The following is a 15817-nucleotide window of genomic DNA, read 5'->3' on the forward strand; positions in this document are numbered from 1 at the left end:
TCGAGTGACTGGAAGCGCGGGGGAGCTGTTGCGGGCGACGAGTCCCCCGACTCGTTCGCGGCTCCGGAGTCTCCGGGTGTTTCGGGCGATCGGAGTGGGCCGACCGTCGTGGGCCCGGATGCGGCGAAGCCCGCCGTGCAACGCCGACCGGCGGCCAACTCGGCTGCGCCGCAAGGTCCTTCGCCTCGCTCCGCGACTCCGCCGGCGCGTCTGGCAGGGGGTGGCGACGAGCCCGACGGCCCCAGCACGGGTCGCGGCGCGGCTCCCGCTTCCGGGAGCGGGCACGGGACGCACAGCGTGCGGCGGGGGATCACCGCACCGGACACGACAGTTGCCGCCCCGACGCCACCGGGCAGCCCTCGCGCTTCGACGCCCGTACAGCGCGCGCTGCCTGCCTCCGCCCCGCCTGACGGCGACTCCGTCGAGCCCCGCTCCCACACCCCGGCGACAACACCGCCACCGCCCCCTGCGGAATCGGGGAACACTCCAACCCCTGGTACTACGACCCCTCCCGCGCCCCAGGTCCAACGCGGCACCGCGCCCCGCGTACCCCTCGGCGCCCCGCTCACCACACGTCCGAACGAGACACGGCAGCGGCCAGTGCCACGCACGGCCGCTCACTCCGCATCGGCCGGGACAACCAACGCCCGCTCCCCGAAAGGCGATTCGGCCACGGCTCCGGGAACGGTTCCGATTCCGGTTCCGGCGTCAGGTTCGGCAACGCCCGCCCTGTCTCCGCCCTCGCAGGCCGCCAACTCCCCGGCTCCGGCGGCGATCACCCCCGCCCGGCGCCGCTCACCTCTCGGCGCTCCCGTCACCACGACACCGGCAGACGCCAAGCCCCTCACCGGATCGCCGATCCCGCCAGCGGGCACTGGTCGCCGTACGGAATCAGATTCGAGGCCGGCGTCGGGCCAGGGCCGGGCCCGGGCCCTGAACCTGCCCCTGGCCCAGGGCCCGGCGATCCAGCGCAGCGTGGCCCCAAGCACACCTCCACCCCCTCCGCAGACACCCTCGGCCGCCGCCCCTCCAGCCACCACCACGTTCCCGACCACCGCACACCCGCCCGGCACGCACCGGCACGCCGCAGCCCCGGCGGCACAGGTTCCGGGGCCGACGACCCAACGCGGCGTCACCCCGAGCACGCCCGCACCGTCAGGGCAGACCCGCGCGGCAACCACACCCTCCAACGACGCGCACCCGAGCATCCCGCCCCGGCCGATCGGAGCCCCGGCTGGCTCGACTGTGTCGTGGGCAGCGGGTTCGGTGCCGGTGGTTCGGCGAAGTGCGGCTCCTGGCATGCCTGTTGTGTCTGGCCCGCAGGTTTCGTCGGAGGGGACGGGTCCAGGTGTCACGCAGCCGTCTGCCGTGCGACCGACCACCACAGACCGAATGGACCGAATGGTCGGAGCCCCGGGCGGCTCCACAACCCCGCCGTCGTCTGGTCAGGGGCTCTCGGTCCAGCGAAGCGTCGCCCCGAGCACGTCTGTGCCGCCCCCGCACACTCCCTCGGCCGTCGCCCCCTCACCCGCCGCCCGCCCGACCATCGAGCCCCGGCCGACCGAAGCACCGGTGGTGAGCCCGCCCCCGGCTCCGCTTCCGTTGCCGACCCCGTCCTCGTCCCTGATGTCGTCCCCGGTCGGACCCCGAGCCTCGGCCCCGCCCCCACCCCAGGCAATGACTTCGCCCTCGGCCGTGGGTCCGTCCCCGGTCGGCCCCGGAGCCTCGGCCGGACCCCGACCCTCGGCCCTGACTCAACCCCCAGCGGCGACGGCCTCCGCAGCCGAACGCGCGACCTCGTCCTCGGCCGTACCCCCGCGCTCAGCCACGATCCAGTCCCGCACCACGAAGCCGACGCAGCCCGGCCCGACCCCGCCCGACCTCACGCTTCCCCACGGGACCTCTCCCCTCGCACCCTCTCCCGGCGCACCCCTGCTCCAGCGCCTCTCACCCCCGTCGTCCTCCACCCCCACCGCCGTACAACGTCACCGCCGTACAGCCCCCGACAGGCCCGTCACCCCCGTCACCCCCGTCGGTCACCCCGCACCGCCCACACCCGTAGTACCCGGAACTCCCGCAGCCCCCATCCCCCTCGGAGCCCCGGTCACCCCCGTACTACCGAGGACCCCCGGCCCCTCCGCCACTCCCAATCCGACAAGCGTCCCCGCCCTACCCGTAGTACCCCTACGCCCCGCCACCCCCGCCCCTCGCACCCCCCTCCCGGTGTCCACCCCCCTAGCCCACCGACCAGCACCCCTTGGCCACCGCACCTCCACCCCCGCCGCCCCGCCCCACCCCCTCCCGGTCCAGCGCAGCTTCTCCTCCGCGGTCTCCTCGACCCTCAACCGTGTCCGCCCAGCCAGGAAGGCACCCGGTGCTCGCACCGCCGGTACCGGCATCAGCACCGGCATCGCCGCCACCCTCGGCCCCTCCCTCGCCCCCGCCGTTCCCGCCGTCGCGCCGCCCCCCGCCGGCCCCCCACCGGCCTACACCCCGCCCCCCTCCCAGCCGTCTTCGCCCGCAGACCCGCCCCCACCCCCCTACTCCTCGACCGCCGCCGCCGCCTCTTCTCCCCCCGCCTACGAAGCCATCCCCGCCGGCCAGTTCGACCCCCGTGACCTCACCGACTTCCAGCTCGACGAACTCGTGCACCGGATCATCGGCCGCATCACCCGCCTGATCCGCACGGAACTCCGCCTGGACCGCGAACGGATCGGCAAACTCCGCGACCCCCGCCGCTGACCGTCATGGCACCGCACCGCCGCACCGACCGCATCACCGCACCGCAACGACAGAAAGGCCCACCCCCGATGTCCCGCCTCGACCCGGGCTCCACCATCTGGTTCACCCTCAGCATCGACGGCGAGAGCCTCGGCTACTTCAACGGGTGCGAAGGGCTGTCGTCGCAGGTGGAGATCGAGCACCGGCAGGAAGGCGGCAACAACGGCTTCGTATGGCAACTGCCCACCCGTGTCACCTTCTCCACCATCCGGCTGACCCGCCCGCTGACCCCGGACACCTCCAAGGTCGCCAAGTGGATCTCGTCCGTGCAGACCGGGATCAAGCGGCCCACCGGGCAGATCGCGGCGCTGCGCGCAGACGGGTCCGAGGTCGCGCACTGGGGGCTGATCGATGTGCTGCCGGTGAGCTGGCAGGGGCCGTCCCTCGACCCGGCCGGGCCCGCCGTCGCCACCGAGGTGCTGGAGATCGCCCACCACGGATTCACGGACTGAGCGGGGGCGGGAAGCAGACCATGGCCACCAGCAGAGGCGCGGGCAAAAGCCTTGTCCGGGCGAGTCTCGCCATTCACGAGCCGCCCGTCGGAGGCAGCACCACCCCGGGCGGACTCATCAAGACCTTCGCCTTCGACTTCAACCCGGCGCAGCTGTCGCTCACCCGCCGCGCCCAGTGGAAGACGACCCCGGCACAGATCGAACGGGACGGCTCCCTACCGGAGTTCATGGGTTCGGAGCCGCGTGAGATGAGCGTGGAGATTTTCCTCGACTCCTCCGACGAGCCGTCCAGCAACTCGGTGCTGAAGAAGGTCGAGTCGCTGCTCGCCTGCTGCGACGTGACCACCAAGTCCATTGCGGCCAAACAGCCTTCACCGCCTTGGGTGGTGTTCCAGTGGGGGTCGTTCTCCACCGCCCGGTTCACCGCCTACGTCTCCTCCGTCGAGGCCGCCTACTCGCTCTTCGGGACGACCGGCGTGCCCATCCGGGCCACCTGCCGACTGCAACTGCACGAGATCCCGAGCAACACCAAGGGCCAGAACCCGACTTCGGGCGCGCTCACCGCGCGGCGTGTGCACCGGGTCGTCGCGGGCGACTCGTTGCAGTCGCTGGCCTGGCGGGAGTACGGAGACTCCGCCGCGTGGCGGGCGATAGCCGAGGCCAACGGGATCGACGACCCGACGCGGCTCGCGAACGGTGTCGAACTCGTGCTGCCCGCCGCCGAGGAGGTGCGTTCCTGATGGTGAAGTCCGCGTTCTCGAACGTCGTCGAGGTGAAGATCGGTGGTGCCAAACTCCCCTCGGAGTACGCGCGTTGCCTCGTCGACAGCTATGTCGACCAGGGTGTCGGGGTGCCGGCGGCATTCCGGCTCACCTTCCGGGATCCGTACCGCCTGATCCTCGGGAAGCTCGGGGTCACCTTCGGGACGAAGGTCGTCATCGCTCCGGTCGCCGACGGGCAGGGCGCCTCCGACCCGCTGCTCACCGGTGAGGTCACCGGACTTGAGGCCGACTACGACGGCACCGGCACCTTCACCGTCGTACGCGGCTACGACTTCGGGCACCGGCTGCTGCGGCAGCGCCGGGTGGCCGCCTACCGCAACCAGAGCGCCTCCGACATCGCCCGCAAACTCGCCGCCCAGGACGGCGTGCCGATCGGGCGGATCACGTCGACGCGCACGGTCTACGAGTTCATCTCCCAGTCCAATGTGACCGATTGGGACTTTCTCGCCCGGCTCGCCGACGAGAACGAGATGGTGATGTCGGTCGACGCGGACGGCAAGTTCCAGTTCGTGGCGCCGAAACCGTCCTCCGGCGCGCCCTCCCCGGACACCGACGGCGACAAGAGCCCGTTCGTGCTCCAGGCCGGGCACGACATCCTGCGGCTGCGCGCCGCGGTGACCGCCGCCGACCAGGTCGCCACCGTCGAGTCGCGCGGCTGGGACGTCACCACGAAGAAGAAGCTCACCGCGACCGCGCCCGGCAGCTCCAACCCGGCCATCGGCATCGGCATCACCCCGGGCGCGGCGGCCGGAAAGTTCAAGACGGCCAAGCTGGTCGAGACGGGCACGCCCTACGACAAGCAGAACGAGGTCAAGTTCGCCGCGGACGCGCTCGCCGACGACGTCACCTCCTCCTTCGCCGAGCTGGAGGTCGTCGCCCGCGGAAATCCCAAGCTGCGCCCGGGAGTTCCGGTCGCGCTGGCGGACGTGGGAAAACCCTTCGAGGGCAAGTACACCGTCACCTCCGTACGGCATGTCTTCGGCGACGGCAAGCACTACGAGACCTGGGTGACGGTCAGCGGACGGCAGTGGCGTTCGCTGTACGGGCTCGCCTCGGGCGGCTCGGAGACCGCACCCCGGCTGCCCGGTGTCGCCAACGCCCTTGTCACGGACGTCAACGACCCGCTGAAGCAGGGGCGGGTGCGGCTCCAGTTCCCGTGGCTCGACGACACCTACGTCAGCGACTGGACGAGGACCGTGCAGCTGGGCGGGCTCGGTGGCGGCGGGGTGTTCCCGATGGACGTCAACGACGAGGTGCTGGTCGCCTTCGACCGGGGCGCACTCGACCATCCGTTCGTGATCGGCGGGCTCTACAACGGCAAGGACAAGCCGACCGTCGTCGGTGACGTGCCGTTGCACGACGCCGTGCGGAAGAAGGCGAGCCGGCACACCCTCTCCGACCGGGACGGCAACCGGCTGGACCTGCTCAGCCAGAAGACCGGCGGCCGTAAGCAGGGGGTCCGACTCACCTCCGGAGACAAGCAGTTGACGATCAACCTCGACCGCACGAACACCGAGATCGTCGTCGACAGCAAGGGCGCGGTCACCATCAAGGGCAGTCGGTCCGTGTCGGTCGAGGCCGGTACCGATCTCACCCTCAGCGCGCGGCGAAGTCTCACCATCAAGAGCGGCGGGCCGCTGACCATGGAGGGGCGTGGGCTGGTCAACGTCAAGTCGACCGCCGGAGCCATCACGTTGGACGCGATGGGCGCCCTCAACATGAAGGCGATCGGCAACGCGATGCTCACCGCGGGCGCGAGCGTCCAGATCAACTCCATTGCCAACGTGGGCATTCGGGCCGTCACCGTGCCGATCATGGGCGTGGTCACCCTCAACGGCCTGGTGCCGATGGTGATTCCGGCATGAGGGGCCGAACGGGCAAGGATCAGGCGGGTGTTGGCTGATGGCCGAACAATTCGTGGGCTCCGGCTGGTCGTTCCCGCTGCGTATCGGGCCGACCGGCGGGATCGCGCTGGTCAGTGGGGAGCGCGAGGTCGAGGAGGCGATCCGGCTCGTGCTGTCCACGGCGCCGGGCGAGCGTCCGATGCGGCCCGACTTCGGCTGCGCCATCCACGACCTGGTCTTCGCGCCGGTCAACGAGCAGACCGCGGGCCGGATCCAGCACGAGGTGCACGTCAGCCTCGACCGCTGGGAGCCGCGCATCGAGGTCGAGGACGTCGAGGTCACCGCGGGCACCGAGCAGAGCGTGCTGTACATCGACGTCCGCTACTCGATCCGCGGCACCAACAACCCGCGCAGCCTCGTCTTCCCCTTCTACGTCATCCCGTCCCACGACGAGCCGGACGACACCCCCGGTACGCCCGGCACGGCTGCTGAAAGCGACTACTGACCGATGGCTCTGCCCTCCCCGAACCTCGACGACCGGCGCTTCCAGCAGTTCGTCGACGACGCCAAGCGCTACATCCAGCAGCGCGCCCCGGAGTGGACCGACCACAACGTCTCCGACCCCGGCGTCACCCTCGTCGAGACGGTCGCGCACATGGCCGACCAGATCGTCTACCGCCTCAACCGGGTACCGGACAAGAACCACCTGGCCTTCCTCGACCTGGTCGGCATCACGCTCTTCCCGCCGTCCGCGGCCCGCACCGACGTCACGTTCTGGCTGTCGGCGCCGCAGGAGGAACCGGTGCAGGTGCCGCTGGGCACCGAGGTGGCGACGATGCGCACCGAGGGCGAGGAGGCGGTCGTCTTCGCCACTGAGCGCGAACTCGCCGTCGTACCCACCGCGTTGCGGCATCTTGTCGTGCAGCACCGGGGCAAGCAGGTGGTCGACCGGACCCACGACCTGGCCGAGGGCAACCATGTGATGTGCTTCGCCGAGTCGCCCGACCCCGGCGACTCCATGCTGTTCGGCCTCACCGCCGCTGTCCCGCACTGCGCTCTCGCCCTCGAACTCGACAGCCGCGTGGACGGAGTCGGCGTCGACCCCCGCCAGCCGCCCCTGGTGTGGGAGGCGTGGACCGCCGACGGCTGGCAGTCCTGCGAGGTGGACCGCGACGGCACCGGCGGCCTCAACCGCCCCGGCGCGGTGGTCCTGCATGTCCCCGGCGGCCACACCCTGTCCCGCAACGGCGGCCAGGAGGCCGGCTGGCTGCGCTGCCGCGTCACCGAACCCCACCCCGACCAGCCCTTCTACACCACCTCGCCGACCGTCCGCTCCGCCGAGGCCTTCACCATCGGCGGCACCACCACCGTCGTCCACGCCGACACCGTCTACGACGAGGCACTCGGCGAGTCCACCGGCCTGCCGGGGCAACGGCTGCGGCTCGCGCACACACCCGTCGTCGGCGACAACCCCCCGCTCCTCCTCCAGACCGCCGAGCACGACGGCTGGACGGACTGGCAGGTCGTCCCGCACTTCGCCGCCTCCGGCCCGCACGACCGCCACATCACCCTCGACGCGGCCACCGGCGAACTAGCCTTCGGACCGGCCGTCCGCGAACCCGACGGCTCGCTGCGCCAGTACGGCATGGTCGCCCCCAAGGGCTCGGTGATCCGCGCCCGCCGCTACCGCACCGGCGGCGGCCGGGCCGGAAACGTGGCCCGGGGCGCGGTGCAGATCCTGCGCAGCTCCATCCCATACGTCTCCGAGGTCGTCAACCGTGAGGCGGCGCGCGGGGGAGTGGACGGCGAGACCGTCCAGGAGGCCAAGACGCGCGCCCCGATCACCCTGCGCGCCCAGGAACGGGCCGTGACCCTCCGCGACTACGAGGAACTGTCCCGCCGGGCCGCCCCCGAGACCGCCCGCATCACCTGCCTGGAGGGCGACGAGGCCGAGCACGGGGCCTATGCCGTACGGGTGTTGGTGGTCCCGCAGGCTGTGCCCGACCCCGGCGGTCGACTGCGTTTCGAGCAACTCGTGCCCGGCGACGCCCTGTTGGAGCGCATCACCCGGCACCTCGACGAACGGCGGCTGATCGGGACCCGGTTGGCGGTCGGCCCGCCCTTCTATCAGGGCGTCACCGTGGTCGCCACGGTCCACGCCTTCCGGGGCGTCGACACCGACCGGGTGCGCCGCCAGGCCCACGACGCCCTCTACCGCCACCTCGACCCGCTCACCGGCGGATCGGACGGCAAGGGCTGGCCGTTCGGGCGTCCCGTGCAGTCCGGGGAGGTCTTCGCGGTGCTCCAGCGGGTGCCCGGCGTCGAGTTGGTCGACGAGGTCGTCCTGCACCCGGCCGACCCGCTCACCGGCAAGCGCGGCGATCCCACCGACCGCATCGACCTGGAGCAGCCGTCACTGGTGTTCTCCTTCGACCACCGCGTCCGCGTGATCGGAGACGGCGCATGACCACGGCCGACTCCCGCTCGGGAGGCTCGCGTTGAGAGGATCAGTGGACGGCCTCGGCTCGTCCGCGCCGATCGGCGCGATGCTGCCCGCCGTGTTCGCCGACGACGACCTCGCCCAGCGTTTCGTCGCCGGGCTCGACGAGGTCGTAGCGCCGATCCTGAGCGTGTTGGACTGCCTGGACACCTACTTCAGGCCGTCCCTGGCACCGCTCGACTTCGTTCAGTGGCTGGGCAGTTGGGTCGGTGCGGAGACCGACGGCAGCGAACCGGAGGCGCGGCTGCGGGCCGCCGTGGGCGCCGCCACGTACCTGCACCGCATCCGCGGCACCCGGCGCGGCCTCGCCGAGGCCGTCCGGCTCGCGTTCGGTGTCGAACCCGAGATCACCGAGAGCGGCGCCGCCGACTGGAACGCCCGGCCGCTCGGTCCGGTACCCGGCGAACGCAGCCCCCGGCTGCACGTACTCCTGCGCCTGCCCGCGCCCACCACCCTGGACACCCACCGCCTCGACGCCCTCGTGGCGGCGGCCCGCCCCGCCCATATGCCGTACACGGTGCAGGTCACCACCACCGTGCCCGCCGAAAGGAACCCCGAGAGATGACGACCACCCAGAGCTGCGCCGAATGCGGAACCCGCGCGGAACCGGGCCAGTCGTTCTGCGACGCCTGCGGGGCCGTCCTGAGCTGGACGGACCGCGCGGGCGCACGCACCGGGGCGGCGGCCGAACGCGGCGAGGGCGCCACCGGCACCCCGGCCGGTGGCGGCGACCCGGGCTGGGACGCCTACTCCCGGTCCGACACGGCCGGGGTGTCGCAGACCCGCCGGGACCTGCCGACCACGAACGACACCGGAGCCAACAGGGTTCCGGCACGAGGGAGTTCGGCCTCGGACGACCCCGCGGCCCGACTCGACGCACTGTCCCTGCGGCTGGACGCCCTGGCCGCCGGCTCGTACGACTCAGCCGGCGCGGGCACGAGGCAGGAGCCGGGCACGAGGCAGGCGCCGGGTGCAAGGCAGGAGCCGGCGAACGGCGATGCGTCCGGGGCCGTTGCGCCTGCCCATGTGCCGGGAGACCCCACGCCCCTTCCCGCCGACCCGGCGGTCGCCGCGGCGGCCCCGCCCCAGATCCCGCACCCCTCCCCGGCACCCGCGCCCGACGTACCGCACCTTCCCCACGACGGGACCGTCCCCACCCGGCCGGTGCCCGCCACCGCGCCGGAGTCCGAGGCCGAGCGGGCCCGGCGGCTGCTCGTTCCGGTCGACGACCCCGAGCCCCGGCAGGCGCCCTCCGTGGCACCGGTGCTGCCCGGCCGCCCGGTGGCCGCGCGTCCACAGTCCGTGCGGGCACCCGGTGTCGAACCCGGCGCGGTCGGCGGGGTGCCCTGCCCCTGGTGCGCGACGGCCAACCGGCCGGACCGGCACTACTGCGCCCGGTGCGCGATGCCCATGGCCGGTGACGAGCAGGTCCCCGGCCGGCTGCCCTGGTGGCGGCGGCTGCTCACGTTCCGCAGCGGTGAGATCCCGTGGGCGGGGGACCGGCCGCGGCTGCGCCGTACCTTCGACCGGGTGCTGACCTGGATCGGTGCCGCGGTCGTCCTGACCCTGCTGATCGTGCTGGCCGTCAACATCCCGCGCGGTGTCCAGGCGGCGAAGGACCACTTCGCCAAGCGCGCCCCGGTCTCCCCGGACCGCGTCACCGCTTCCCGCTCCTTCCCGGGCCACAAGCCGGAGTTGGCCTTCGACAAGCTGAACAACACCTGGTGGGGGCCGGGTCTGTCGCAGTCCGGCGAGGGCCAGTGGCTGGAGGCGAAGTTCGACGAGCCGACGCGGCTGCTGGACGTGCTGATCACCCCGGGCGTCTCCACCCGCGCCGACCAGCTCAGCCAGTCGGCGCTTCCGCACCGTGTCGAGGCCCGGATCACCACGTCCGACGGAAGGACGACCACCCGTGAACTCAGCCTCGACCAGGGCGCCGGAGCCCAGCGCCGGTCCTTCCGGGTCGGGGAGGTCACGTCGGTGCGCTTCACCATCGAGTCCGCCTACGGAACCTCGGGAAGCAAGCAAGTGGCCATCGCCGAGATCGAGTTCTTCGGCCCGTCGAACTCGGGTGGTTCCTGACGTACGGCGAATGTCTCAGGCGTAGTCGGTCGCGGGGACCGTGGCGTAGTGGCTCATCATCTCGATCGTCGACTCGGTGTTGAACTCCCGGCCGCCGGCGATCATGTCCCGCAGGTCGCGGAAGTACTGCACGAACAGGTCGGGCGTGAAGGTATTGATCATCACCGCGGGTTCGTCGCCGGGGTTGGCGAAGGTGTGCGGGGCGCCGGGCGGGATCATCGCGAGGGTGCCGGCCGGGGCGACGTGGACGGTCTCGCCGACGGTGAAGTGGACGGTGCCGGAGACGACGTAGAAACCCTCGTCCTGCTCGCCGTGGCGGTGCTGCGGCGGGCCCTGGGTGTGCGGGGCGAGGGTGATCTCGCCGATGCCCAGGCGGTGGCCGGTGGTGCTGCCGTCCTCCAGGATGCGCATCGTGACCGGGCCCAGACGGATCCTCTCGCCGTCGTCCGGACCGACCACGGAAACCTCGTTCATCTCGAACTCCCTTGTGTTCGCCGCGCGTTGCGCGCCCAAGGACAGTAGGGCAGTAGGCCGGCAGCCCTCTTCGTGCAAGTGCACTCTCATGACGAGAGTCGATCGTGATAAAGTGCGGAAGGGACGGACGGCAGCGACGAGCGAAGACGGGGATGTGACGCACCGATGGCGACAGCACAGACGGACACGGGCCGCAGCAATCAGAAGAAGCGCACCCGTACGGCGATCGTCGACGCGGCCCGGGTGCTGATCGGTGCGGGCAGCGAGGTGACCATGCCCGAGGTCGCCCGCGCCGCCCTGGTCTCCGAGGCCACCGCCTACCGGTACTTCCCCGACCTTCCGTCCCTGATCGGCGAGGCCCTGGCCGGTGTCTGGCCCGACCCGGCCGAGGCGCTCCGGCCGGTCGCCGACTCCGGCGATCCCGTCGAACGGGTCGCGTACGCCTGCGAGTTCCTGCTGCGCGGCATCCTGGCCCGGCAGGGTGGGGTGCGCGCCATGATGGCCGCGACCATCGTCCGCCCCGACGCCGAGAGCATGCGGCCCGGGATCCGTTTCGGCCTCATCGACCACGCCCTCGCGCCCCTGGACGACACCCTGGGGGTGACCGACCCGGACGCGTTCACCCAGCTCAAGCGAAGCCTCGCGGTGGTCGTCGGCGCGGACGCCCTGTTCACCCTCACCGACCAGCTGAGGCTCACCCCCGACGAGGCTGTCGCCAGCGTCGTACGCACCGCGACGACCCTGACGGAGGCGGCCGTGCGCGCGGTGGCGGAGGGGTAGGACCCGGCCCCGGGGTCACTCAACCGCCCTGAGGCGCCTCGGGGTGCCCCGGGCGGGAAGCCCGGCGACCGGGGTGCGCGAACCGACCGTCGGCAGGCCGCCGGCCATCCCCGTGAGCGCCCCACGCACATCCATGAGAAGCGACGTCAAGGGCGGTACAGGTGGCCGTACAAGTGGTTTTCGGTCACAGCACCTTCCGGTGGACCAGCGCCGACAGCAGCAACGCCCCCGGCAGCAACGGCACCCACACGGTCAGGACGCGGTAGCCGACGACGCTCGCCGTGGCCAGGTCCATGGGGGCGCCGAACGCGACCATCGTGAACACCGTCGCCGCGTCCACGGGACCGATCCCGCCGGGTGCGGGCACGGCGCCGACCGCGGTGCTGGCGGCGAGGAACGCGAGTACCACCTGCGCCCAGGACAGCGGCATGCCGAGCGCGGCCCCGACGGCGAAGATCACCGTCGCCTGCAGCACGGGAGCGGCGGCGGCCCCGCCCCACAGGGCGAGGATCCGGCTGGGCATGGTGTGCAGCTGCCGAACGTCCGTCAGCGCCGTGCGGACGCAGCGCAGGACCGGGCGGCGCAGCCGGGGTACGACGGCCAGCAGGACGGTGGCCGTGGCGACAGCGGTCGCCAGGCCGCCGACGGCGAGGAGCAACGACCAGCCTCTGGGGGCGAGTTGGCCGAAGCGCAGCATCTCGGGGAAGGAGATGAGGAAGACCAGCAGCACGAGCGTCTTCGCGATCGGCCTGACGAGCGAGTAGAGGGCGAGCGAGGCGGTGGCGCGGGGGAGGGGGATGCCCTGGCCCTGGAGAAAGCGCAGCGTGACGGCGTGGGCGCCGATGCTGGCCGGCAGGGCGTGGTTGGCCGCGCCGGCCGCGAACTGCGAGGCGATCAGCAGACCGGTGGGCAGCCGGTCCGGCACGGCTCCCTGACGGACCAGGGCGGCGGTACCCCAGCCGAGGCAGGTGAAGAAGAACGCGGCGAGCAGCCACCAGGGGTCGGCGGAGGCGAGCCGGGCCGTGCCGTCGTACATGGCACGCCAGTCGACCGCCGCCCACACCGCGATCAGCAGCAGGGGCAGCAGGGTCAGGACCTTGGTGGCGAGGCGCGCGGCGGAGGGGAGTCGGAAGGGGGCGGGGGCGGGGCCGGCGGTGGAAGCGGGGAGCGGCCCGGGGATGTCTTCGAGCGGAAGCAGGGACACGAGGCGAAACGTTCCCATCCGGTATGACGCAGTGGTGTCGGGAAGCGGAAGGGGTGCGGGCGGCTGGGCGAAGCGGACGGCACTGAAGAAGTGTAGTCGGAGCCAAAACTTTGCCTGAATCAACAATCCATCGGTTTGTTGACTTTAGGTTGAGCGAGCCATTTGAATTCCAGTATGACCCACGCCGAGCGTTCGTCCGCCGCCATCGCCCTCCCTGTCGACCTCGACGAGGCGGTCCACCGCTGTCTGGTCGCAGGCTTCGACGGCGCGACGACCGTGCCGGACACCCTCAAGCGGCTCATCGACCGCGGCCTCGGCGGGGTCATCCTCTTCACCCGCAACATCCGGGATGCCGGTCAGGTGCGCCGGCTCACCGACGAACTCCGCGCCCTGCGCCCCGACCTGCTCGTGGCCATCGACAACGAGGGCGGCGGCATCGGACATTTGGTGAACGCGGGTGCCCCGGACGTCCCCGGCTCCTACGCCCTCGGGGTCGTCGACGACCCGGCCCTGACCGCCCGTTGCGCCGACGCCCTCGCCGGCCACCTCGCCACCCTCGGCATCACCGCCTCGTACGCCCCGGTCGCCGACCTCCAGCACCAGCCGCGCAACCCGATCGTGCGCACCCGCTCCTTCGGCGCCGACCCCGAACTGGCCGCCCGCCACCTGCGCGCCTGGATCACCGCCACCGACATACGCGGCATCGCCTCCTGCGCCAAGCACTTCCCCGGCCACGGCGGCACGATCACCGACAGCCACCACGGTGTCGCGATCGACCCGCGGCCCTACGGCGAACTCCTCGTCGACCTCGAACCGTTCCGCGCGGCCGTCGCCGCGGGCGTGCCCATGCTGATGAGCGCCCATGTCGTCTTCCCGGCCCTGGACGCCAATCGCCCCGCCACCCTCAGCCGCCGCATCCTCGGCGATCTGCTCCGCCTCGACCTCGGCTTCGACGGCGTCCTGGTCAGCGACGCACTGGAGATGAAGGCGATCGCCGACGAGTACGGCGAAGCGGCCGGCGCCCGCATCGCGCTCGCCGCCGGAGCGGACCAGGTCATCGTCGCCGTACCGGACTTGGCGGTCACCCTGGCCTGCCGGGACGCCGTCCTCGACGCACTGCACGCCCGCATGCTGGCGGAGGAGCGGGTCTGGGAGGCGGCCGGCCGGGTCCGGCGGCTCGCCGAGCGGTACGCGACGCCCCGCCGGGAGGTCGCCGCCTGGGACGCGAACGCCGGCCTTGAGGCCGCCCGGCGCGCCGTACGCACCCGGCCCCTGCCGCCGCCCGTGCGCGGCGCCCATGTCGTCGACCTGTTCCCGGCCCCGCACCCCGCCCTGAACTGGGGCGGCGAGGACCTCCTCACCGAACTCCGCGCCATCGACCCCACGGCCACCGGCATCGCCCTCAACGAGGAGCCGGCCGAACCCGCCGCCATCGTCGACGCGATCGCGGCCCGCAGCGCGCCCCTGGTCCTCGCCACCTCCGACGCCGTCCTGCACCCCTGGCAGACCCGGCTGCGCGACGCCCTGGCGGCCCGCCGGCCCGACGCCGTACTGATCGACACCGGACTGCCGGAGGGCGGCACCCTCTGTTCCTACGGCCGCGGCCGGGTCAACCTGCGGGCGGTCGCGGAGGTACTGGCCGACGGGTGACCGTCACGACAGCCGTAGGACTTCCTTGATGCCGCGTGCCGCCAAATACTCCTGGTCCTCAGCCCGTTCGGCCAGGACGACCGCCGGACGCGCGCCCCGTGCGCGCATCCTCATCCACTCCTCGAAGTACGCGCCTCCAGGACCGGACACCGACCGGGTGCTTGGGGTGCAGTCCAACATCAGGGCGGTGTCGCGGAGTTGGACGGTGTGCGGCTCGGCGATCGCGGCGGCCAGGGCCTCGGCGATCGGTTTGGCGCGGCCCGTCGAGTCGAACAGGCCCAGCGTGTATTCGAGTTCGGGATAGTCGGCGAGCGAACGGTCCACGTCGTGCGAGCACCACCACGTCACACCCCACAGCCCGTCGCACTCGGCCGCGTTGCGCACGGTCGCGCGCGCGAACTCCGGGGCGTCGGCGGCCGGGATGTGCGGTTCGGGTGCGCCCGTCTCCTGGACCCAGACGGGCCGGGCCGGGTCGGTGGCGTACGCCTTCGCCAACTCCGTTCCGTACTCGGCGAGATGGAGCACCTGCGGGGAACGCGGACCGTAGCGGCGGGCGCAGTCGCCGGAGAACACCCACGGGTGCACGGTGGTCAGATCGCCCTTGCGGGCCGAGGCCTCCGGGGTGAACGGGTGGTCGTCGCCGTACCACGCGGCGTCGTACGCGGAGTGGGTGACCAGACGGTCCGGCGGCAGATGTTCGCGGGCGGCGGCCAGCAGGGTGTCGAGATAGTGGTCCACCTCGTCCGCCGTCACCGGGTTGTGCTCCACCAGGTTGTTGAGCTCGTTGCCGAGTTGGAGACCGATCAGGTTCGGACGGTCGGCGAGGGCGCCGCCCAGGGTGCGCAGCAGCTCCGCCTGGGCGGTGATCGTCTCCGGGTCGGTGAACACGTTGCGGTGGTGCCAGCTGCGGGTCCATTCCGGGTAGAAGTCGAAGCTGGAGAGATGTCCCTGGACGCCGTCCACGAGGACGTCGAGGCCCGCCTCGCCCGCCAGGTCGACCAGGTGCACCAGTTGATCCACGGCGGCCCTGCGGATCAGCGTGCGGTTGGGCTGGAGCAGCGGCCAGAGATGGAAGATCCGGACGTGGTCCAGGCCGAGCCCGGCTATCTGGGCCAGGTCCTCCCGGGCGTGCGCCGGGTCGAAGTCGTGCCAGGAGTGGAACCAGCCGCGGCGCGGCGTGTAGTTGACGCCGAAACGAAGCGTAGGAATGGGATCCTCCCCGGGTCCGGTCTTGCCCTCCGTGAATGTATCAACCACCATAGTCAGTA

General features: G+C 72.1%; 13 protein-coding genes. 10 read left to right on the plus strand and 3 right to left on the minus strand.

From position 1 onward, the window contains the following. The first annotated feature begins 2223 nt into the window (after positions 1 to 2223). The 8 genes from AB0I51_RS12880 (at position 2224) to AB0I51_RS12915 (ending at position 10441) form a co-directional block, all read left to right on the plus strand. Entirely contained in the window at positions 2224 to 2742 is a 519-nt protein-coding gene (locus tag AB0I51_RS12880) for a hypothetical protein (protein ID WP_362974267.1), read from the plus strand. 68 nt (positions 2743 to 2810) lie between these two features. Next, positions 2811 to 3233 (plus strand): phage tail protein, encoded by a 423-nt coding sequence (locus tag AB0I51_RS12885; protein WP_362974680.1) that lies wholly within the window; start codon positions 2811 to 2813, stop codon positions 3231 to 3233. Between the two features lie 20 nt (positions 3234 to 3253). Continuing rightward, positions 3254 to 3973 (plus strand): peptidase M23, encoded by a 720-nt coding sequence (locus AB0I51_RS12890; protein WP_362974269.1) that lies wholly within the window; start codon positions 3254 to 3256, stop codon positions 3971 to 3973. Continuing rightward, complete coding sequence (locus AB0I51_RS12895) at positions 3973 to 5880, plus strand: VgrG-related protein (protein ID WP_362974271.1); 1908 nt, start codon at positions 3973 to 3975, stop codon at positions 5878 to 5880. Before AB0I51_RS12890 ends, AB0I51_RS12895 begins: the two co-directional genes overlap by 1 nt. Before the next feature lie 37 nt (positions 5881 to 5917). Further along, the gene (locus AB0I51_RS12900; protein ID WP_362974273.1) at positions 5918 to 6364 is read left to right on the plus strand and encodes a GPW/gp25 family protein; all 447 of its coding nucleotides are present in this window, start codon (positions 5918 to 5920) and stop codon (positions 6362 to 6364) included. A 3-nt stretch (positions 6365 to 6367) separates the two neighbouring features. Then, positions 6368 to 8326 carry a putative baseplate assembly protein gene (locus AB0I51_RS12905; RefSeq protein ID WP_362974275.1) on the plus strand — a complete coding sequence of 653 codons (1959 nt, stop codon included), beginning with the start codon at positions 6368 to 6370 and terminating at the stop codon, positions 8324 to 8326. Positions 8327 to 8357: 31 nt separating this feature from the next. Beyond that, positions 8358 to 8924: a phage tail protein gene (locus AB0I51_RS12910; RefSeq protein ID WP_362974277.1), complete on the plus strand. Its 567-nt coding sequence runs from the start codon at positions 8358 to 8360 to the stop codon at positions 8922 to 8924. Beyond that, on the plus strand, positions 8921 to 10441 hold the full coding sequence (locus AB0I51_RS12915) for a zinc ribbon domain-containing protein (RefSeq protein ID WP_362974279.1): 1521 nt from the start codon (positions 8921 to 8923) through the stop codon (positions 10439 to 10441). The genes AB0I51_RS12910 and AB0I51_RS12915 overlap by 4 nt, the downstream gene beginning before the upstream one ends. 15 nt (positions 10442 to 10456) lie before the next feature. Here AB0I51_RS12915 and AB0I51_RS12920 read toward each other — a convergent pair whose 3' ends face one another. Continuing rightward, a complete protein-coding gene (locus AB0I51_RS12920) occupies positions 10457 to 10915 on the minus strand; it encodes a cupin domain-containing protein (RefSeq protein ID WP_362974281.1) in 459 nt (152 codons plus the stop codon). A gap of 165 nt (positions 10916 to 11080) precedes the next feature. On the opposite strand from AB0I51_RS12920, the gene AB0I51_RS12925 reads away from it, so the two are divergent. Then, positions 11081 to 11695 (plus strand): TetR/AcrR family transcriptional regulator, encoded by a 615-nt coding sequence (locus AB0I51_RS12925; RefSeq protein ID WP_362974283.1) that lies wholly within the window; start codon positions 11081 to 11083, stop codon positions 11693 to 11695. A gap of 184 nt (positions 11696 to 11879) precedes the next feature. Here AB0I51_RS12925 and AB0I51_RS12930 read toward each other — a convergent pair whose 3' ends face one another. Beyond that, the gene (locus AB0I51_RS12930; protein WP_362974285.1) at positions 11880 to 12899 is read right to left on the minus strand and encodes a lysylphosphatidylglycerol synthase transmembrane domain-containing protein; all 1020 of its coding nucleotides are present in this window, start codon (positions 12897 to 12899) and stop codon (positions 11880 to 11882) included. A 174-nt stretch (positions 12900 to 13073) separates the two neighbouring features. On the opposite strand from AB0I51_RS12930, the gene AB0I51_RS12935 reads away from it, so the two are divergent. Beyond that, the gene (locus AB0I51_RS12935; RefSeq protein WP_362974287.1) at positions 13074 to 14549 is read left to right on the plus strand and encodes a glycoside hydrolase family 3 N-terminal domain-containing protein; all 1476 of its coding nucleotides are present in this window, start codon (positions 13074 to 13076) and stop codon (positions 14547 to 14549) included. 3 nt (positions 14550 to 14552) lie between these two features. On the opposite strand, the gene AB0I51_RS12940 is transcribed toward AB0I51_RS12935, so the two are convergent. Further along, positions 14553 to 15809 carry a glycosyl hydrolase gene (locus tag AB0I51_RS12940; protein WP_362974289.1) on the minus strand — a complete coding sequence of 419 codons (1257 nt, stop codon included), beginning with the start codon at positions 15807 to 15809 and terminating at the stop codon, positions 14553 to 14555. Between the last annotated feature and the right edge of the window lie 8 nt (positions 15810 to 15817).

Origin of the sequence: Streptomyces sp. NPDC050549, from assembly GCF_040655035.1 — a bacterium.
Classification (GTDB): Bacteria; Actinomycetota; Actinomycetes; order Streptomycetales; family Streptomycetaceae; genus Streptomyces.

Bases quoted from the DNA above. Each gene is read 5' to 3' on its own strand.
- AB0I51_RS12885 (WP_362974680.1), top strand. From the start codon at position 2,811: ATGTCCCGCCTCGACCCGGGCTCCACCATCTGGTTCACCCTCAGCATC.
- AB0I51_RS12890 (WP_362974269.1), top strand. From the start codon at position 3,254: ATGGCCACCAGCAGAGGCGCGGGCAAAAGCCTTGTCCGGGCGAGTCTC.
- AB0I51_RS12895 (WP_362974271.1), top strand. From the start codon at position 3,973: ATGGTGAAGTCCGCGTTCTCGAACGTCGTCGAGGTGAAGATCGGTGGT.
- AB0I51_RS12900 (WP_362974273.1), top strand. From the start codon at position 5,918: ATGGCCGAACAATTCGTGGGCTCCGGCTGGTCGTTCCCGCTGCGTATC.
- AB0I51_RS12905 (WP_362974275.1), top strand. From the start codon at position 6,368: ATGGCTCTGCCCTCCCCGAACCTCGACGACCGGCGCTTCCAGCAGTTC.
- AB0I51_RS12915 (WP_362974279.1), top strand. From the start codon at position 8,921: ATGACGACCACCCAGAGCTGCGCCGAATGCGGAACCCGCGCGGAACCG.
- AB0I51_RS12920 (WP_362974281.1), bottom strand. From the start codon at position 10,915: ATGAACGAGGTTTCCGTGGTCGGTCCGGACGACGGCGAGAGGATCCGT.
- AB0I51_RS12925 (WP_362974283.1), top strand. From the start codon at position 11,081: ATGGCGACAGCACAGACGGACACGGGCCGCAGCAATCAGAAGAAGCGC.
- AB0I51_RS12935 (WP_362974287.1), top strand. From the start codon at position 13,074: ATGACCCACGCCGAGCGTTCGTCCGCCGCCATCGCCCTCCCTGTCGAC.
- AB0I51_RS12940 (WP_362974289.1), bottom strand. From the start codon at position 15,809: ATGGTGGTTGATACATTCACGGAGGGCAAGACCGGACCCGGGGAGGAT.